Source organism: Diaminobutyricimonas sp. LJ205 (genome assembly GCF_009755725.1).
Taxonomy (GTDB): Bacteria; Actinomycetota; Actinomycetes; order Actinomycetales; family Microbacteriaceae; genus Ruicaihuangia.
Map to the genome: position 1 here is coordinate 1,668,069 of NZ_CP046619.1, position 18,054 is coordinate 1,686,122.

At 65.6% G+C, this 18,054-nt stretch carries 16 protein-coding genes and 2 tRNA genes; 1 reads left to right on the plus strand and 17 read right to left on the minus strand.

Going from position 1 to position 18,054, the window contains the following annotated elements; genetic code table 11:
• Positions 1-24 precede the first annotated feature (24 nt).
• The 6 genes from GO591_RS07960 to GO591_RS07985 form a co-directional block, all read right to left on the minus strand.
• Complete coding sequence (locus GO591_RS07960) at positions 25-1,326, minus strand: amidohydrolase family protein (RefSeq protein WP_157156333.1); 1,302 nt, start codon at positions 1,324-1,326, stop codon at positions 25-27.
• Between the two features lie 141 nt (positions 1,327-1,467).
• Positions 1,468-2,754: an FAD-binding oxidoreductase gene (locus tag GO591_RS07965; protein ID WP_157157829.1), complete on the minus strand. Its 1,287-nt coding sequence runs from the start codon at positions 2,752-2,754 to the stop codon at positions 1,468-1,470.
• 14 nt (positions 2,755-2,768) lie between these two features.
• Positions 2,769-3,176: a RidA family protein gene (locus GO591_RS07970; RefSeq protein WP_157156334.1), complete on the minus strand. Its 408-nt coding sequence runs from the start codon at positions 3,174-3,176 to the stop codon at positions 2,769-2,771.
• A gap of 256 nt (positions 3,177-3,432) precedes the next feature.
• Positions 3,433-3,506 (minus strand) — tRNA-Ile (locus GO591_RS07975).
• Positions 3,497-4,762 (minus strand): glycosyltransferase, encoded by a 1,266-nt coding sequence (locus GO591_RS07980; protein ID WP_232466093.1) that lies wholly within the window; start codon positions 4,760-4,762, stop codon positions 3,497-3,499. The genes GO591_RS07975 and GO591_RS07980 overlap by 10 nt, the downstream gene beginning before the upstream one ends.
• Before the next feature lie 56 nt (positions 4,763-4,818).
• Positions 4,819-5,724 carry a DMT family transporter gene (locus tag GO591_RS07985; protein ID WP_157157831.1) on the minus strand — a complete coding sequence of 302 codons (906 nt, stop codon included), beginning with the start codon at positions 5,722-5,724 and terminating at the stop codon, positions 4,819-4,821.
• A gap of 43 nt (positions 5,725-5,767) precedes the next feature.
• Here GO591_RS07985 and def point away from each other — a divergent pair, with 43 nt between their 5' ends.
• Positions 5,768-6,331 carry a peptide deformylase gene (gene def, locus GO591_RS07990; protein WP_157156335.1) on the plus strand — a complete coding sequence of 188 codons (564 nt, stop codon included), beginning with the start codon at positions 5,768-5,770 and terminating at the stop codon, positions 6,329-6,331.
• A gap of 31 nt (positions 6,332-6,362) precedes the next feature.
• Here def and GO591_RS07995 read toward each other — a convergent pair whose 3' ends face one another.
• The 11 genes from GO591_RS07995 to dnaG all read right to left on the minus strand — a co-directional run bounded on the left by GO591_RS07995 (position 6,363) and on the right by dnaG (position 18,040).
• On the minus strand, positions 6,363-6,668 hold the full coding sequence (locus GO591_RS07995) for an AzlD domain-containing protein (protein ID WP_157156336.1): 306 nt from the start codon (positions 6,666-6,668) through the stop codon (positions 6,363-6,365).
• The gene (locus GO591_RS08000; RefSeq protein ID WP_157156337.1) at positions 6,668-7,363 is read right to left on the minus strand and encodes an AzlC family ABC transporter permease; all 696 of its coding nucleotides are present in this window, start codon (positions 7,361-7,363) and stop codon (positions 6,668-6,670) included. The genes GO591_RS07995 and GO591_RS08000 overlap by 1 nt, the downstream gene beginning before the upstream one ends.
• Positions 7,360-8,271, minus strand: coding sequence for a sensor histidine kinase (locus GO591_RS08005; RefSeq protein ID WP_232466094.1), 912 nt, complete (start codon positions 8,269-8,271; stop codon positions 7,360-7,362). Before GO591_RS08005 ends, GO591_RS08000 begins: the two co-directional genes overlap by 4 nt.
• A gap of 76 nt (positions 8,272-8,347) precedes the next feature.
• Positions 8,348-8,420: transfer RNA gene (locus GO591_RS08010), tRNA-Asn, on the minus strand.
• Positions 8,421-8,480: 60 nt separating this feature from the next.
• Positions 8,481-9,485: an NAD(P)-dependent oxidoreductase gene (locus GO591_RS08015; RefSeq protein ID WP_232466095.1), complete on the minus strand. Its 1,005-nt coding sequence runs from the start codon at positions 9,483-9,485 to the stop codon at positions 8,481-8,483.
• Positions 9,486-9,494: 9 nt separating this feature from the next.
• A complete protein-coding gene (locus GO591_RS08020) occupies positions 9,495-10,286 on the minus strand; it encodes an ATP-binding cassette domain-containing protein (protein WP_232466096.1) in 792 nt (263 codons plus the stop codon).
• 92 nt (positions 10,287-10,378) lie between these two features.
• A complete protein-coding gene (locus GO591_RS08025; protein WP_157156338.1) occupies positions 10,379-12,040 on the minus strand; it encodes an ABC transporter ATP-binding protein in 1,662 nt (553 codons plus the stop codon).
• Positions 12,037-13,014, minus strand: a complete 978-nt coding sequence (locus GO591_RS08030) for an ABC transporter permease (RefSeq protein ID WP_157156339.1) — start codon at positions 13,012-13,014, stop codon at positions 12,037-12,039. The genes GO591_RS08025 and GO591_RS08030 overlap by 4 nt, the downstream gene beginning before the upstream one ends.
• A gap of 1 nt (position 13,015) precedes the next feature.
• Positions 13,016-14,098 (minus strand): ABC transporter permease, encoded by a 1,083-nt coding sequence (locus GO591_RS08035; protein WP_232466097.1) that lies wholly within the window; start codon positions 14,096-14,098, stop codon positions 13,016-13,018.
• Positions 14,099-14,226: 128 nt separating this feature from the next.
• Positions 14,227-15,882, minus strand: coding sequence for an ABC transporter substrate-binding protein (locus GO591_RS08040; protein ID WP_157156341.1), 1,656 nt, complete (start codon positions 15,880-15,882; stop codon positions 14,227-14,229).
• 190 nt (positions 15,883-16,072) lie between these two features.
• Positions 16,073-18,040, minus strand: coding sequence for a DNA primase (gene dnaG, locus GO591_RS08045; protein ID WP_157156342.1), 1,968 nt, complete (start codon positions 18,038-18,040; stop codon positions 16,073-16,075).
• Positions 18,041-18,054: the final 14 nt, after the last annotated feature.

Below are 18,054 nucleotides of genomic sequence, written 5' to 3' on the forward strand. Positions count from 1 at the left end.
GTGCCGTCCGTCGCCTTGGCATTGTCAAGATCGGAGACCGCCGAACTCGTCGAGGTTGGCCCGCCGGAACAAGGCCTCAATGGTGCGGGACGCGTCGTCTCGCAACGCCTTCTCGTCCACATCTACGAGCTTGCCCTCGTGCTTGAGTACACGACCGGCCACCATCACCGTAGAGACGTGCCCGGGCTGAGCAGAGTTGACGATCGCGTGGTACGGATCGACGATGGGAGCCAGACCTAGAGGCCTCTTGTCAACGAGGATGATGTCGGCCGACTTGCCCGGGGTGATACTGCCCGTGCGATCCGCCATCGCCAGCGCCTTCGCGCCACCGAGCGTGGCATACTCGACGAGTTCTCTCGCGGAGACACTCTGCTTGGCTGCCATCGCCTGCTGATGCGAGATATGCATGAGGCGGAATGTGTCGGCGGATCCAGGACCGCTCAGGTGATCATAGGACAGACTCACCACGATGCCCGACTCTCGAATCGCATTAAATGGCATGGGGGCGTCACGGAACATCGACGAGTAGGGCGACAGGCTCAGCCTCGTACCGAGATCCGCGTGCACCTTCCACGCCTCGGGCGCCCAGTGGTAGGCATGTACAAACAGCACGTCCGGACCGCCAAGATCCACTTCGAGTTCGTATGGAGTTGGCAGCGTCCCAGCGTGGTGAGTGATCTGCAGGCCATGCTTTCGCGCTTCGGCCCACTCCCGCTGCCGGACCTCCTCGGTCGCCGTGGGAAACCAGAAGTCGAGAGGGACGTGCGCAACGCGGGAGGCGAAGCCGACTGTGGTCAGATCGTCTTCCCATTGATTCCGGGCGCGAACGATATCGGCGAAGTCGGTGATCTGCTCCGGGGCGAAATCGTGATGGTACCCATATGAGTAGTGCCGACGAATCCCCACGTCGCGAAGCGCCTCGAGTTCCGCATCGACGTGCTCGGAAGAGCGACAATTGTGCTCCCATGCGTGCACAGTCGTCACCCCGCCGTTGATCATGTCGAGGGCCGCCAGCCGCACGCCCACATGTGAGTCCTCTGGAAGGTAGTGCCGTCCGAGGTGGCTATGCACGCGAGGGTACGGTTGTGCAACTGTGCGCCACAGTGAGTTCCACATGTGCGTGTGGGAATCGACGAAGCCGGGCATTACAAAGTGCTCGCTGGCATCGATCACGGGCACGTCGGCGTCGATCTCTGGCGAGACCTCCACAATCCGTCCGTCACGGACAAGAATGTCACCTCTGTCGAGGTCCCCGACCTCCGAGTCGATGGAGAGGACGTGCCCTCCCTTAATGAGCAACTCTCGACTTGCCGTGATGGCTGCCATTCAAATCTCCTTCATTGTTTCGCTCGGTCTCAACGAGGGCGAGCGCCCGCTGTGCAGGTAGGGGTGGTTGCCCGGCTGGCGCGACATACTTGCCGGTGGGCTTTGAAAAGTCCGGACGCGGAAGCCCTCTCAGTTAGTTGCTTAAGGCGCGATGGCGTGCCCGTACCGGAAGATGTTGTCTGGATCGTAGCGACGCTTAAGAGCGACAAGGCGTTCTCTGTCGTCAACGTCATACGCGGCGAGCACACGGTCGGGTCCGTTCTCCTCGCCCTGAAAGTTGAGAACGGGTTGTCCGGCGGACTCGAGGTCTCCGAGTCCGAAGGCGTGATCGATCCTCGCGCGCGCCGAATCATCGCTGCTTCCCAGTACCACGAAGGTAAATTCTGATCCACGTCCGCCGACGCAGTTGGCGAGAAGTGGATCTCGAGCCATGGCGCCACCCAGTCTGCGAAGTTCCACATACGGAACTGGGGCAACGGCATCATCCTGAAACGCGTCGATCAGCCCCTCGACCAGGTTCGCACTCAGGGTGGGAAGGTAACGGCTCCGCTCCGTAAACGGAAGAGGGGTCACTGGGTCGTTGTGTACCTCCCGGATCCGCGAGTACGGCTTCAGGTCCACAGTGTCGTGCAGCAGTCCAGGAAGGCTGCGCAAAGTCTCCAGCAGATGAGCCGACTCCTGCTCATCGCCAATGGACACGCACCGGAGGTGGAGCAAGTGGCTCAGTCCATTTCCGATCGCGCCAAGTACGTGTGCGCGGGCGAACGCAAGCGAAGTACTGAACCATTCAGGAAGCGCTCGGGACCACTGCACGAAGGCGGGCACGAGTTCTGCCGCCGCATCGGGGTGGAAGTAGAGGCCGCCGCCATAGAATTCGGCAGCGGGAAAGAGCTGCACCTCGATCGCCGTCGCTATTCCGAAGCTCGATTTCCCACCGCGCACCCCCCAGAACAACTCGGGGTTTTCGTCGGGAGCTACCCGCAGGATTTCGCCGCTCGCGGTGACGAGGTCCACCTCGAGGACCGTATCTGCGCAGTACCCGAAGGAGCGGGAGAGGAGGCCGATACCCCCACCAAGTGCATACCCCGCGACACCGACCGTTGGCGATGATCCGTGCACCGGAACGAGGCCATGTGGCGCGGTTGCGGCAATGACATCTCCCCATTGGACGCCCGCGGCGACTCGAGCCGTTCTCCGCTCCGGGTCGACATCGATTCCGCGCATCCTCGTGGTGGAAACCAGGATCGCGTTGTCACTTGAGTCGAACCGCCCGTGACCCGTCGATTGCACGGCAACACCGCGCCCCTGCCGGACCGCCTCGCGAACGGCGTTCTGCACGTCCTTCGGCGAGGTCGCAAGAACCACCGAATGAGGCTTGGGCTGAAATGCGAGGTTGAAGCTGTCGATGACATCCTTGTCGTTCGGCATCGCAGATGGGCCCGCTATCGCGCCGGTGGCGTGTCGATGACGGCAGTGGCCTCGATCTCGACGAGCAGTGCCGGGTGGGCGAGCGCTACTACCTGCACCATGGTCTGCGGCGGGCTCTGGGTGCTCCCCGTGACCTCAGCCATCGCGCGCCCGATCGTCACGGGGTCACTCAGGTCTGTCGCGTACACGGTGCGGCGGACGATGTCGTCCCATGTCGCACCCACCGCATCCATGGCGATCTTCAGGTTCTTCATGCACGCAATGACCTGCTCGCGCATATTTCCTTCACCCACGACCGCCCCCTCGGCGTTGAAGGCTACCTGTCCCGCAAAGTGGACGACCGTCTGGCCTACGCCCACCGCGATGTGAGTGTACGCGCTGAGCTCTTTTAGCCCGGGTGGATTGATGAGGGTGCGGCCCATGGTGATTCTCCCGAAAGTCAGTGCCGCGGATCTCCCGTGGTCAATTTTGATCCTAGTATGGAAATCATTCATTCTCGACACCGCCGACACGATTCTGAAATACGGGCAGAGGGCCGCGCTCTCGAGAGCCTCGATGACCTCTTAGGTGATGCCTTCCGGGTGTGCTTGCAACCGCTCGTCGCGACGGTGATTCCTGCAGTGGATTGCAAGCACTACGGGCGAAGCGGACGAGCCACGGTCGGGGTGCCTTCTTCAGTAGGGCGGACGGGACTTGAACCCGTGACCGACGGATTATGAGTCCGCTGCTCTAACCAGCTGAGCTACCGCCCCGCGTCGGGCCGGTTGCCATTGGCGGCGGGCGCGACGTCGGTGACCGGGTCGGTCACCGCTTCCCCACGATACAGGCTCTCAAACGTCGAAATCGTGCGCTGGATGTCATGTGCCGACACGATCCGCAGGCTCTCGCGCTTCATCCGCTCGAGCTCCGTCGGCGACGCGGTGAGCACGTCAGTCAGCCGGGCAGCGAACTCGTCGACGTCTCCCGGCTGGTATAGATACCCGTTCACGCCGTTGTGCACCAGGTGCGGCAGCGCCATAGCGTCAGCCGCCACCACCGGGAGTCCGGTGGCCATGGCTTCCATCGTCGCGATCGACTGCAGTTCGGCGGTCGACGGCATCGCAAACACGGTCGCCCGGTGCAGCTGTTTCTTCAGGTACTCCTCGGGCACGTGGCCCGCGAAGTGCACCTTCGCACGGATCCCGAGCTCCCCCGCAAGGGTCTCGAGGTTCCTGCGTTGCTCGCCGTCACCGATGATCTCCACCTTGACGTCCAGGGCGGGGTCCAGGCGGGCTACCGCGCGCAGCATCTGGTCGATCTGCTTCTCAGCCTCGACTCGGCCGATGAACAGCACGACGTTCTCGGTGCGCGGCTCGAAGTTGGGTGAGTAGTTCGCCATGTCGATGCCGCAGGAGATGGCGTGCACGCCGGTGATGCCGGTCGCGTCCTCGAAGAAGTCCGCTGCCCGGCGGGTGGGCGTGGTGACCGCCTCAGCCCGCAGGAAGGTGGTCTTCATCGCGCTCATGAACAGCTTCAGCATCCGCGGCTGCACAGCCTTGGGCAGCAGCGTGAAGTGCATCATGTTGTCTGGCATCGTGTGGTTGGTACCGATGACCCGGATGCGACGGCGGTTCGCCTCGATCGCGAGGCCCCTGCCGACCACGAAGTGTGACTGGAAGTGCACGACATCCGGCTTGACCTCATCGAGCACGCGAGCGCTGTGGCGCCGAATTCGCCACGGCAGCGCGAACCTCAGCCACGGGTGCGGATACCAGCGCCAGCTGTAGATGCGATGCATCGTGATCGTGGCGCCCTCGTGAACCTCGGTCCAGGTGCCATGCCGCGGCCCGCTGGCCGGAGCCATGACGTGCACGTCGTGGCCCCGTGCGACGAGTCCCGCTGCGAGCCGTTCCGCAAACTTCGCTGCCCCATTCACGTCGGGTGCGAAGGTGTCCGCCCCGATCAGAACCCGCAGGGGTTTGTCGTGCGTCGACGGCGTCGGTCCGGTGGCGTTTATATCGTCAGGCAAGATTTTTGACTAGTCCTTCTCGGGTGGTTGCGAAGAAAACTATCCACAAAGCTACATCAGCGATGCGTCTGGGGATGGTGTTTCGCGAGCATGAAAACGCCGTAGATGGCCACGGCTCCCGACATCAGGAAGCCGATCACCGCCCACAGCGGTGCACCGGATGCCTCGCCGAGCACGACGATGCCGATCCCGACAGCGACCATCGGGTCGATGACGGTGAGGCCGGCGATGACTAGATCGGGCGACCCGACCGCATAGGCGTTCTGCACGAAGTACGCGCCGAGAGCGACGGCACCGACCAGCGCAAGCAGGCCGAACAGCGTCAGCAGCTCGAAGTTGCCGTTGATCACTCGGTTGATCACGACCTTCGCAAGCGTCGCGACGAAGCCGTACAGTACGCCGGCGCCGACGATGTAGAAGACCGCTTTCATCTTCTTGCGCAGCACCGCGAACGCGATCGCATAGGCGAGGGTCACGACGCCGAGGATTATCAGAATGATCGTCAGCTGCTCGGTTCGGATGACGCGCTCGGTCGCGGTCATCGTGGCAATGGTGACGAACGCGCCGACGCCCACCACACACAAGATGAGCGACCGGATGGTCGGGCGGTCGAGTTTCACCCGGGAGATCCGCGAGTTCAGGATCGCGGTGATCACGAGCGCGATGACACCGAGGGGCTGGACGACGATCAGTGGGGCGAAGATCAGGCTGGTCAGCTGCAATGCAATAGCGAGCGCAAGCATGATCGTGCCGGCCACCCAGGACGGCCGCCCCAGCAGCGCCTTCAGCTGCCGAGTGTTGAGCCCATGCTTGACGCCGCTGCCGTGGCTGGCTTCGACCTTGGCGACGCCGCGGTGCTGAAACTGCGCGCCCAGGGCAAGGAAAACACCGCCGACCAAGGCGATCGGGATGCCGATTGCCTGATACGGCGTCAGCGTAGTCACCTCGCCCAGGTCCAACATCACCCGGCAAATCTATACGGTCGCCCGCCGATATCCTTGCCGAATGTCCGTTCTTCCCATCATCATCACCGGAGATCCGGTGCTGCACACGCCCGCTTCACCCGTCACCGAATTCGATGAGAGTCTTACCAAACTCGTCGCTGACATGTACGACACCATGGTCGCTGCGCCCGGCGTCGGCCTCGCCGCGCCGCAGGTTGGAGTCGGCCTGCGGGTGTTCGTTTTCGAGTGGTTCGAAGACGGCGAGCACTTCCGGGGTGAGGCCATCAACCCGGAGCTGTGGCAGAGCCCGCTCAGCATCGATGAGCTCGATGAGGAGGCCGAATCCGAGGGATGCCTGTCGATTCCGGGCGAGCGTGCGCCCCTTCGACGTGCTGACCGGGTCATCCTGCGCGCCCTCGACCTGCAGCAGCAACCCTACGAGCTGGTTGCCGAAGGCTGGCTCGCCCGCATTCTGCAGCACGAATTCGACCACCTGGACGGAGTGCTCTATGCCGATCGGCTCGAGCACCCCTATTCCAAGGCGATCAGCAAGTCGATCAAGAAGAACAGCTGGGGCGGTCCAGGATTGTCATGGATGCCGGGCGTCGACAACCTTGAGGACTAGGCCCACCCCGCTGAATAGAACAGCGTGCTGACTAGAACAGCGCTCGCAGCACTGCAGCGGTGACCGCAGCCGCCGCCACGGCGACGATGAACGGCGCCCGCACCGCGAACAGCACGCCGGCCACGATCAGCGCGGGGACGCGCGCGTCGACGACCAGCGCGGCACCCTGGCCGAGGGTCTGGGTGATGACCAGGGCGGCGAGCAGCGCCACCGTGAGCAGGTTCGCCACCCGGGCAGGCCGGGGTGCTTCGAGCACCGCGGGCGGCACCAGGTAGCCGGCGAGTTTGAGCGTGAGCACGGCGATGGATGCCAGCAGGATGGTGTGCCATACGGTCATCAGGGACGCCTCCCCCACCAGTTGGTGATTCCGACCACCACGGCAACCCCCGCCGCAGCCAGCACGGGCAACCCGGCCGGCAGCACCGGGATCAGCGCCGCGCACACGACCGCGGCAGCGATCGCTACCACCACCGGCTGAAGCTGGCGCATTCGCGGCCAGAGCAGGCCGAGGAATGCTGCCGCCGCTGCCGCGTCGAGGCCGAACTGGCTGACATCCCCAATGGCGTCACCGACCAGCGCGCCGATCAGCGTGGTCAGGTTCCAGCCCACGAAGATCAGGATGCCGGTCAGCCAGAAGCCCACGCGCTGTGCTCGAGGCTCCTCCTGCGCGGTGGACACCGCCATGCTCTCGTCGATCGTGATGTGCGCGGCGGCCATCTTGCGCCACCACGGACCTCCCACGATGGTCGTCAGTCTCATCGCATAGAGCCCATTGCGGGCCCCGAGCAGCGTGGCGCTGGCGATCGCGGCCGGCGCGGCCGCCACTCCCCCGGATGCCAGCACGCCGATCAGCGCGAACTGGGAGCCGCCAGAGAACATCAGCAGGCTCAACACACAGGTCTGCCAGATATCCAGTCCGGCCGCCACGGCGAGGGCGCCGAAGGACACCCCGTACGCGGAGACCGCGACCGCGACGGCGACGCTCTCCTTGACCGCGACCCGCACCGGTGATGAAGTCGACACCTCGGTCATCGACGGGCGAGATTCACGTCGTGGACGCCGTTGTGGAACCGCAGGTGCGGGAAGACGACCTGAACTGAGAATCCGACCCCTGGCACACGGGTGGCGCTGAAGACACCACCGAACAGCTCCGCACGTTCACGCATTTCGGTGATGCCGACACCGTCCACCGCTCGGGTCAGCGCGCCCAGGTCATCCTCGATCGTGTACCCGGCACCGGCCGGGTCGTTCGGGTCGACGCCCTGCCTGCGAAGCGCTGCCCGGACGCCGTCATCATCCACCTTGACCTGCAGCCCCTCGGCTGTCCAGGTGAACGTGACTCTCGCCTCGGTGCCCTCTCCGCCGTACTTGAGCGAGTTGGAGAGCGCTTCCTGCAGGATCCGGTAGACGGCCAGCTCGGCGCCGTGCGCGAGCCGGTGCCGGTCGCCGAACTCCTCGAAGGTGACGACCAGGCCGGCATCCCGCATCACCTTGAACAGGTCGCGCGCGGATTTCAGGCGCGGCTGCGGTGCGGCATCCGCCTCGCCTTCTCGGACCACCGTCATCACGCGCCGCAGATCGCCCAGCGTGGTGCGGGCCAGGTCCGCGATCTGGCCGGCTCCGCGTGCGGCGACCGCGGGATCGGCCGCGGCCGCATAGCGGGCGCCGTCCGCCTTCGCGATGATGCTGTTCACCGACAGCACGGCGACCTCGTGCATCTCACGGATGATGCGCAGCCGTCCGGTCTGCTCGGCGAGTGTCAGTTCCAGATTGATCCGGTCGCGGTCCGCGCCGACGTGCTCGCGCTGCAATCGGCGCCGCGCGGACCCGGCCCGCAGCCAGGCGATCAGCAGCAGCACGACGGCGATCAGCAGCACCAGGGTCACTGCCGCGAGCACCGTGACGAGCAACAGAGAATTCTCGTCGATCCACCGGTTCATCGTCTGCCCCTCATTCGGCGATTGCCCCGCACAAACACGAAGGCCCTGGGGAAGATTATTCCCCAGGGCCTGCTTGCTCCCCGAGTTGGACTCGAACCAACAACCTGCCGGTTAACAGCCGGCTGCTCTGCCAATTGAGCTATCGAGGATCGCTGTAAACAGCTTGACTACCTTAGCAAAGATTTTGAACGGTCCCGCACGAGGATCAGTCAGTACCCCGCTTCGGTGTCGACAACGCCGACGAAGTCACCCTCGCCGAGGAAGGCCGTAACATTCGAACGCACTCGGGTGGCCAGCAGCGGCCCGGTCATATCCGGCGTGTCCGCCGCGTGCATCGTCACCACCGTGTTCGGCGCCTGCCAGAGCGGGTGGTCATCCGGCAACGGCTCGGGCGCGGTCACATCGACGCCCGCGCCGGCGATGGCGCCGGCCTCGAGCGCGGCGACCAGCGCGTCGGTGTCGACGATGCCGCCTCGGGCGATGTTCACAAGCACCGCGGACGGCTTCATGAGCCCCAGTTGGCGCTGGCCGATCAGGCGAGCGGATGTCGATGCCAGCGCCGCGGCGACCACCACCACGTCGGCCTCAGGCAGCACCTCGTCCAGTTGCGCGGCAGTCACCGTGCGCGCTGCGCCGGGCACCGGAGCATCCGTCCGCCGCACCACGGTGATGTCGGTCTCGAACGGGGCGACCAGCCGGATGAACTCGCGGGCGATGCCGCCCGCGCCGATGAGCACGATCCTGCGGCCGTACAGGGACGTGCCGCGCATCACCGGTTCCCAGCTGGTGGCGCGGGCCTTCGCCGGGATGAATCGCAATGCCGACAGGGTGAGCGCGAGCGCATGCTCGGCAACCGGCTCGGAGTAGGCACCCTTCGCGCTGGTCCACAGCGGCAGGTCGCGACCGGCGTACTCCGCGATGAGCCCGGAGAAGGCGTCGACGCCCGCCCACGGCAGCTGCACCCATTCGATCCCTGGGTTTGCCTGCAGGATGGCGCGCAACTCGTCCTCACGGCCGGCCGACAGCCAGATCACACCCCGTGTGTGCTCAGACAGCGGCTCGACGCTCGCCCCGGCCTCGCGGGCGGCGTCAACGAACAGGTCCTTGGCGCGCGGCAGCACCGCGATCGGGCCGGGGGTCGGGCGGGCACCATTCGAGGCTGACCTGGCACCGAGGTCGCGGTGCTCTCCTGGGTGACGGGCGGTTTCTGACACGGATCTCCTTCAGTACTGAATGGTCTTGGCTAGCTTTTCGACGTACGGGTGCTGCGGATTGCCGAGGACGTCGTCGTACTGGCCATAACCGACCAGCACTCCGCCCTGCATGACCGCGAGTGAACTCGTCATCCTCGGGATCTCGCCGACCTCCCCCGCAACCACGACCGCGGAGAACTCCCGTTCGGCCTGCAGGTCGCGAATGGCATCGAGGATCGCCCCGCGCACCACAACATCCACGCCCATCGTCGGATCATCGGCGATCAGCAACGGCGGCTCGAGGATCAGCGCGCGGGCCAGCGCGACGCGCTGCCGTTGGCCGCGGCTGAGCTCGTGCGGGAACTTGCCCATGACCCGCAACGGCAGTCGCACCGCGTCGATCAGGGTGGCGACGGCGGTTCCCGCCTCGAGCCGGTCGAACTTGGGGTCGCGCGAGTAGATCGGATCGGCAACGTTCTCGCCCACGGTGAGGTGCGGGTAGAGGTCGGTACCGGCATCCTGCGGCATGTAGCCGACCGAGAACTGCAGATCGACTCGTTTGCGGCCGCGCAGCCGGCGCAGCCGATAGCCGAGAACCGTGGCCTCACCGCCGGTGATCACCGGTTCCCCCGGTTCGCCGGCGTGACCGGCGAGCGTCCGCAGCAGCGTGGACTTACCAGAACCTGCTTCCCCGACGATGGCGAGGATTTCTCCCCGTCGCACGGCCAGACTCACTCCGTTCACCGCAGTCCGTGAGTCTGCCGGGTACCGAACGGAGAGGTCACTGGTCATCACCGCCAGCTGGCTGTATCGCGGTGTCATGAATCGCAACTCCCCTGTCGCACGAACCCGCGCTGGACGCGCGGACCTTCGCCCCGTCACGGGGCTCCGAACCCATGTGACGAACTCTCAGGCTAGCCGGTCAACGCCTTCAACTCGTTGCGGCGACGGGCCTGCTCGACGGGATCCGGAACCGGCAACGAGGCCAGCAACCGTTTGGTGTACTCCTCGCGCGGCGCGCCGAGGACCTGGTCGCCTGGACCCTCCTCGACGAGCCGTCCGTGGTAGAGCACCGCGATGCGGTCAGCGAGCAGGTCGACGACGGCGAGGTCGTGGCTGATGAACAACGCGGCGAAGCCGATGTTCTTCTGCAGCTCGGTGAACAGCTCGAGTACGGCGGCCTGCACCGACACGTCGAGTGCACTCGTCGGCTCATCGGCGATCAGCAGCTCAGGGTCGAGCGCGAGCGAGCGAGCGAGGCTGGCGCGCTGGCGCTGGCCGCCGGAGAGTTCATGCGGGAAGCGATTGGCGAAGGATGTCGGCAGTTGCACGGCGTCGAGCAGTTCGTGCACGCGCGGGCGCGCGGTGCGCACATTGGACGCCTTACCGTGGACCAGCAGCGGCTCGGCGATGGCCTCGGCAATCGTGAGCAGCGGGTTGAAGCTGGTCGCCGGATCCTGGAAGACGAAACCGATCTTCGCCCGGACCGGCCGGAAATTGCGCTCCTTGACCCCGAGCATCTCGTGGCCGAGCACCCTCAGCGACCCGCCGGTGACCTTGGTGAGTCCGGCGATCGCACGGCCGATCGTGGTCTTGCCCGAGCCGCTCTCGCCGACCAGGCCGAGCACCTCGCCGGGCCGGATCACGAAGCTCACCTGGTCGACGGCACGGAATCCGGGCTGCCCGAGCCGGCCAGGGTAGACGATCTCCAGCTTGTCGGCGACGACCACCGGCTCAGCGGCCGGCGCCGCGCCACGCGGGGTGACGCGGGTGCCGATCCTCGGCACCGCGGCCAGCAGTGCCTTGGTGTAGGCGTTCTGCGGGTTCGAGAAGAGCTCACGCACGGGCGCCTCTTCGACCACCTCGCCGAGGTACATCACGGCGACGCGATCGGCCAGGTCGGCGACCACGCCCATGTTGTGGGTGATCAGCACGATGGCGGTGTTGAACTCGTCGCGCAGCGTGCGCAGCAGTTCCAGGATCTCGGCCTGCACGGTGACATCCAGCGCCGTGGTCGGCTCGTCGGCGACGATGACCTTCGGGCCGAGCACGAGCGCCATGGCGATGACCACACGCTGCTTCTGGCCACCCGAGAACTGGTGCGGGTAGTAGTCGATGCGCTTCTCGGGCTCGGGGATGCCGACCTTGCCGAGCATCTCGATCGCCTTCTGGCGGGCCTCGGCCTTGCTGTACTCGCCGTGCGCGCGCAGTCCTTCGGCAATCTGCCAACCGACCGTGAACACCGGGTTCAGCGCGGTGGATGGCTCCTGGAACACCATGGCGGCATCCCGGCCACGCATGTCACGCAGTTCGTTCGCGTCCACCTGGAGGATGTCCTGGCCGTCCAGAATCACTGCGCCGGAAACGGTTGCGGTGTCGGGAAGGAGCCGCAGGATGGTGCGCGCGGTGACCGTCTTGCCGGAGCCGGACTCACCGACGATCGCGAGCACTTCGCCTGGCTGCACGCTCAGGCTCACACCGCCGACCGCGGTGACGGGGGCGGCATCCGTTGCGAAATCGACGCGGAGGTTCTTGATTTCAACGACGTTGCCGTTGGGCGAGATGGGAGTGCTCATACTGCCGCCTCCTCAGCCGGCTTGCTGCCCACCGCACGGCGGCGGATACGCAGTCGAGGGTCAGACAGGTCGTTGAGGCTCTCGCCCACGAGGGTGATGCCGAGCACCATCAGCACGATGGCAGCGCCCGGGAAGACTCCGGTCCACCAGATACCGCTGGCGGTGTCCGCCAGCGCGCGGTTGAGGTCGTAGCCCCACTCGGCGCCCGCGGTAGGGAGGATGCCGAAGCCGAGGAAGCCCAGCGCGGCGAGGGTCAGGATCGCTTCGGATGCGTTCAGGGTGAGGATCAGCGGCAGGGAGCGGGTGGCGTTGCGCAGCACGTGCCGGGACAGGATGCGCGGGGTGCGCGTGCCGATCACCCGAGCCGACTCGACGAACGCCTCCGCCTTCAGTCGAACCGTCTCGGCTCGAACAACTCGGAAGTACTGCGGGACGAAGACGACGGTGATCGAGATCGCCGCCGCGAAGATGCCGCCCCAGTAGCTCGATTGACCACCGGAGATCACGATCGACATGACGATCGCAAGTAGCAGCGACGGGAAGGCGTAGATCGCGTCGGCCAGGGTCACGAGCACCCGGTCCACCCAGCCGCCGAGGTATCCGGAGATCAAGCCGAGCGCAATGCCGATGAAGACTGACACGATCACGGCGATGATCACGACCGAGACAGCGGTCTGAGCGCCCCAGATCACCCGGGAGTACACGTCATAGCCACCTACGGTGGTCCCCCAGATGTGTTCGGGCGACGGCGGCGCCTGCCGCGGGAAGGGGCCTTCAGCGTCTCGCAGCTGGTTGAAATCGTAGGGGGTGAGCAGCGGCGCGAAGAGGGCCATCAGGATGTACGCCACGCAGAGCACAAGGCCCGCGATCAACATTCCACGCTGCAGTCCGACACTGGCGCGCAGGTGCCAGATCAGCGGAAGCTTCTTCCAGCGGGGCTCTCCGGACCCGCCGTGTACGACGACCTCAGTCATCTCAGTACCTCACTCTCGGGTCGATGAGGGCGGCTATGACGTCCACGATGAAGTTCGTGACCGCGACGATCACCGCCAGCACCGCGACGATGCCCTGAACGGCGACGAAGTCGCGGGCACCCAAATACTGGGACAGCTGGAAGCCGAGACCACGCCACTCGAATGTGGACTCGGTGAGGATCGCTCCACCGAGCAGCAGGGCGATCTGCAGGCCCATCACCGTGATGATCGGGATCAGCGCGGGTTTGTACGCGTGGCGACGCACCAACCGGAGCTCCCGCACTCCGCGGGACCGGGCGGCGTCGACGTAACCCATGCCGAGCGTGCCGATCAGGTTGGTGCGCACGAGGCGCAGGAAGACGCCGGCGGTGAGCAGGCCGAGCGTCAGGCCGGGCAGCACAGCATGCGCGAGTACGTCGCCGATGACGGCCGGATTGCCCAGACGGATCGCGTCGATGAGGTAGATGCCGGTGGGATTGTCGATGCGGCCGAGGGCCAACTGCTCGCGTGTGCCCGCCCGGCCACCGAGCGGAAGCCAGCCGAGCCAGACAGAGAAGGTCAGCTTCAGCAGCAGGCCGGCGAAGAACACCGGGGTGGCGTAGCAGAGGATCGCGAAGATGCGGAGCACCGCGTCAGGCCAGCGGTCACGCAGGTAGGCGGCGAGCATGCCGAGCGGGATGCCGACGATGAAGGCCACGATCAAGGCGTAGAACGCCAGCTCGAGAGTCGCCGCGCCGTAGGTGAGGATGACCTCGCTGATCAGGCGGTTATCGGTGACGGTGCGTCCGAAGTTGCCGGTGAAGACCTGGCCGATGTACTCGAAGTACTGCACCCACAGGGGCCGCAGGTACCCGGCTGCCTCGAGGCGCTCGTTCAGCTGCGCTTCGGTGAGTCGTCCGCCGACGGATGCGGTGATCGGGTCGCCGACGACGCGCATCAGGAAGAACACGAGGGTGACCAGGATGAAGACGGTCGGGATGATGAGGAGGAACCTCACCAGGATGTAGCGGCCGAGTCCTGAACCGCCCCCGCCTCGGGGTTTCTTGATGGTGTCAGGCCCGGTAAGGCTTTCTTCGACTGTCACCGTCACGCTTCCTTTTGAAGATGGTTAAGGGATGCAAGCAAATGGGATGCCGCACCGTGCGTGCGGCATCCCATCCCTTGTCGCGTGACCACCAGATTACCCGCCGGTCACGCGGTTGTTCGCTGTTGTTACTCGCGGCCGAGCGACGCGTACCGGAACTTCGCCGACGTGTCGAGGGTCTCCTCGACGCCGGTGATTCCGGTGCCGGCGACTGCGACCGACGCGCCCTGCAGCAGCGGCAGGGTCGACAGCTGCGAGGCCACCTGGTCCTGCGCCTGCTCGACGAGGGCGACACGCTCCGCCTCATCGACGGTGACCGCCTGCTGGCGAATCAGCTCGATTGCTGCGGGGTCGTTGTAGCCGTTGGCGAAGAACCCGCTGTAGATCAGGTTTCCGTCAGCGTCAGGTGTCGGCAGGAAGAACGGCGACAGGTAGTTGTCCGGGTCCGGGTAGTCCGGGAACCAACCGAGCTGGAACACCGGGTACAGGCCCTCGCGGTACTCGACGTTGTACACGTCCCACAGGGTCGACTGCAGTTCGACCTCGAACAGACCGGAGTCGTTGAGCTGACTCTGGATCAGTGCGTACTCCTCGTCGGAGGAGTTGCCGTAGTGGTCGGGGTTGTACTGCAGGTTGAACGGCACGGGAGTCGGGATGCCTGCGGCTTCGAGCACCTGGGCAGCCTTCTCGAGGTCCGGGCCACCGTTTCCGTCGCCGTAGATGCCCTTCAGGGACTCGTTGGCGCCGAGCATGCCGTCGGGAACGTAGGAGTAGAGCGGCACGAAGGTGCTGTTGTAGACCTCGTTGGCAATCGCTTCGCGGTCGACGACGCTCGCAACTGCCTGACGCACGGCGAGAGCCTTGGCCGGGTCGGCCTCGGGCGTCGCGGTGCCGAAGGGCTGGGTCGCGAAGTTGAAGACCATGTAGCGGATCTCGGAACCGGGGCCGTCGTAGACGGTGACCTCGTCCTGCTCGCGCAGGTCGGCGAGGTCGGTCGGGCTCAGCGAGCGGTACGCCACGTCGACGTCGCCCTCCTGCACGGCGAGCTTCAGCGAGGTCTCCTCGGTGAAGTACTGGCCGGTGATCGAAGGGGTCTCCGGGGTGCCGTACAGGCCCTGGTAGTCCTCGAACGCCTCGTACTGGATGAGCTCGTTCTCGGAGTAGTCCGTGATCACGTACGGACCCGCGAATGCGTTTCCATCAACGATTTCCTCGGACGGAGTCAGTTCGTCAGCGGAGAACACTTGTTCATCGACGATCGAACCGGCGGGGCTCGCGAGCACCTGCGAGAAGGTCTGGTCGTTCTCGACCTTGAGCGTGAAGACGACGGTCACATCGTCCGGCGCTTCGATGCTCTCGATGTTGCCGAGCAGCGGCGACGGTCCGTTCTCATCAGCGATGTTGATGATGCGGTCGAAGCTGAACTTGACGTCCGAGGAGGTCAGATCATTGCCGTTCGCGAAGGTCAGACCCTCCTTGAGGGTGACCGTGTACTGGTTCGGCGCCGTGAACTCGGCCGACTCAGCAATGTCCGGCTCGACCTCCGGGCTGCCGTACGCGGTGTTCATGAGCATCGGGAAAACGTTGATCTGAACCGCGAACGATCCGTTGTCCCATGATCCAGCCGGGTCGAGCGACGTAAGCACGTCGGTGGTTCCGACGATGATTCCGTCAAGATCGGAGCCACCGCCGTCCGAGGTCGCACAACCGGCGAGCAGCAGGGCCGCAGCCGCGGTGCCGCCGATGACGCCGAGACGGCGCCGGCGAGTACTGATGGATGCCATATCCAACTTCCTTTTTTCCGTGCACAGTCCACCGCAACGATCGATCACGCTCGGCTGCCGGGACTGTCGAAACCGCCGCTGAGCGCGACGGAGCGAATGTGATCACTCAGGTCTAACACAACTCCACCACTGGCCGAGGTGTGATATGACCCTTTGCAACGATACAGAAACAATCCCCAGAACTGGGGGTTTACTCTTCGCGCAGCGTCCGGCGTTCCCGCTCGATCTCGACGAGCTCGCGTTGCAGGCTTCGGTGGCGCTCGGGGTCGGCCGTGGCATCCGTGCGTTGCAGGCGGCCGAGCAGATCGGCCTTGCGCCGCAGCAGATCGCGGTCGACGAGCGAGGTAGCCACCCCGCGGCAGTAGGTCTCCACCTGGTCGGCGCGCTGCGGGATGGGCGCCACCGCCAGTTGCCCGATCATGGTGCGGTACGGGGCCGGCGCCTGCTCGGCGACCGCGGCGATCCAGTCAGGCACACCGAAGCGGTCCATGCTGGCGGCGATCGCATCTCGCACGACCGAGAGGCTGTGATTGTGAAAGCCCACCCGGGTGACCGCCTCGACGAAGTCGCGACCTACCGCGACCGGGTACTGCAGCATCGCCATCAGTGCATCCCGCTCGAGCCGGGTCGACGGGTCGGTCGGCAACTGCATGATTGATGCCTCGGGCTGGGACTGATCTCCGCTTGCCTCACCGCTGGTCGAGTGCTCTCCACCGCTGGTCGGGCTCGTCGATACCCCTCCGCCTGCCGAGCCCCGCCCTCCGCTGATCGAGACCCCGCGGGAATCGCTCGATACCCGGTTGTCTCCCGCGCGTGCCACGGCAGACTTCTTCGCCGCCGCGACGGCGCGGGTGACATCGGCCGGGTCGATGCCGATCCACTTCGCGAGGTTGCGCTCGTACCCCATGTTCAGGGCGCTGTCGCGGATGCCGGCAACAACTGGCGCGGCGGCCCTGAGCGCCGAGACCCGACCCTCGACCGTCTCCAGGTCGTGGGCGGCGAGCTCGCGCCGGATCATGAACTCGAACATCGGTTTGCGAGAGTCGATCAGCATCCGCACGGCGTCGTCGCCGCGATTGAGTCTCAGGTCACAGGGGTCGAGTCCCCCCGGGGCGACCGCGACGAAGGTTTGCGCGGCGAAGCGTTGCTCCTCGGCGAACGCGCGGCTGGCCGCCTTCTGCCCGGCTTCGTCGGGGTCGAAGGTGAAGACGACCTCGCCGGTGCCGGTCACGTCGCGGTTCTCGACGTCACCCAGCACCCGGCGCACGATCTTGATGTGGTCGACGCCGAAGGCCGTGCCGCAGGTGGCGACCGCGGTGGTCACCCCGGCCAGGTGGCAGGCCATGACATCCGTGTACCCCTCGACGACCACCACCTGCTTGCCGCGCGCGATGTCGCGCTTGGCAAGGTCGAGCCCGTAGAGCACCTGGCTCTTGTGATACACCGGGGTTTCGGGCGTGTTCAGGTACTTCGGTCCCTGGTCGTCGTCGAACAGCTTGCGGGCGCCGAAGCCGAGGGTCTGCCCGGTCACGTCGCGGATCGGCCAGATCAGGCGTCCGCGGAACCGGTCGTAGACGCGGCCACGGTCGTTGGTCGAGAGCAGGCCGGCGGTGACCAGTTCCTGTTCGGTGAAGCCTTGGGCCTTGAGCGCGGCGCCGAGGGCGTCGAATGACTTCGGGGCGAAGCCGACGCCGAAGCGCTCGGCCGCGGCCGGGTCGAAGCCACGACCGCCTAGGAATCGGCGGGCGGGGTCGGCTTCCGGCGTGTTCAGCTGGGCACGGAAGAACTCCTCGGCGGCCTTGTTGGCGGCCAGCAGCCGGGCGCGGTTGCCGTGATCGACAGCCTGCCCGCCCTCTTCGTAGTGCAGTTCGTAGCCGATCTTGGCGGCGAGTCGCTCGACTGCCTCCCGGAAGCTGACGTGGTCGATCTTCTGCAGGAAGGTGTAGACGTTTCCGCCTTCGCCGCAGCCGAAGCAGTGGTAGAAGCCGACCTGTGGCCGCACGTGGAAGCTGGGGCTGCGTTCCTCATGGAACGGGCAGAGGCCCTTCATCGACCCAACGCCGGCGCTTTTCAGGGTGACGTATTCGCCGATCACGTCGGCAATATTCGTGCGGGAGCGAACCTCGTCCACGTCGCTCGTCCGAATCAGTCCCGCCATACGCCAATCCTAGG

What these genes read in the sequence shown, in the direction of transcription:
- GO591_RS07960 (WP_157156333.1), bottom strand. Translation starts at nt 1,326, where the DNA reads ATGGCAGCCATCACGGCAAGTCGAGAGTTGCTCATTAAGGGAGGGCAC.
- GO591_RS07965 (WP_157157829.1), bottom strand. Translation starts at nt 2,754, where the DNA reads ATGCCGAACGACAAGGATGTCATCGACAGCTTCAACCTCGCATTTCAG.
- GO591_RS07970 (WP_157156334.1), bottom strand. Translation starts at nt 3,176, where the DNA reads ATGGGCCGCACCCTCATCAATCCACCCGGGCTAAAAGAGCTCAGCGCG.
- GO591_RS07985 (WP_157157831.1), bottom strand. Translation starts at nt 5,724, where the DNA reads ATGTTGGACCTGGGCGAGGTGACTACGCTGACGCCGTATCAGGCAATC.
- def (WP_157156335.1), top strand. Translation starts at nt 5,768, where the DNA reads ATGTCCGTTCTTCCCATCATCATCACCGGAGATCCGGTGCTGCACACG.
- GO591_RS07995 (WP_157156336.1), bottom strand. Translation starts at nt 6,668, where the DNA reads ATGACCGTATGGCACACCATCCTGCTGGCATCCATCGCCGTGCTCACG.
- GO591_RS08000 (WP_157156337.1), bottom strand. Translation starts at nt 7,363, where the DNA reads ATGACCGAGGTGTCGACTTCATCACCGGTGCGGGTCGCGGTCAAGGAG.
- GO591_RS08005 (WP_232466094.1), bottom strand. Translation starts at nt 8,271, where the DNA reads ATGAACCGGTGGATCGACGAGAATTCTCTGTTGCTCGTCACGGTGCTC.
- GO591_RS08020 (WP_232466096.1), bottom strand. Translation starts at nt 10,286, where the DNA reads ATGACACCGCGATACAGCCAGCTGGCGGTGATGACCAGTGACCTCTCC.
- GO591_RS08025 (WP_157156338.1), bottom strand. Translation starts at nt 12,040, where the DNA reads ATGAGCACTCCCATCTCGCCCAACGGCAACGTCGTTGAAATCAAGAAC.
- GO591_RS08030 (WP_157156339.1), bottom strand. Translation starts at nt 13,014, where the DNA reads ATGACTGAGGTCGTCGTACACGGCGGGTCCGGAGAGCCCCGCTGGAAG.
- GO591_RS08040 (WP_157156341.1), bottom strand. Translation starts at nt 15,882, where the DNA reads ATGGCATCCATCAGTACTCGCCGGCGCCGTCTCGGCGTCATCGGCGGC.
- dnaG (WP_157156342.1), bottom strand. Translation starts at nt 18,040, where the DNA reads ATGGCGGGACTGATTCGGACGAGCGACGTGGACGAGGTTCGCTCCCGC.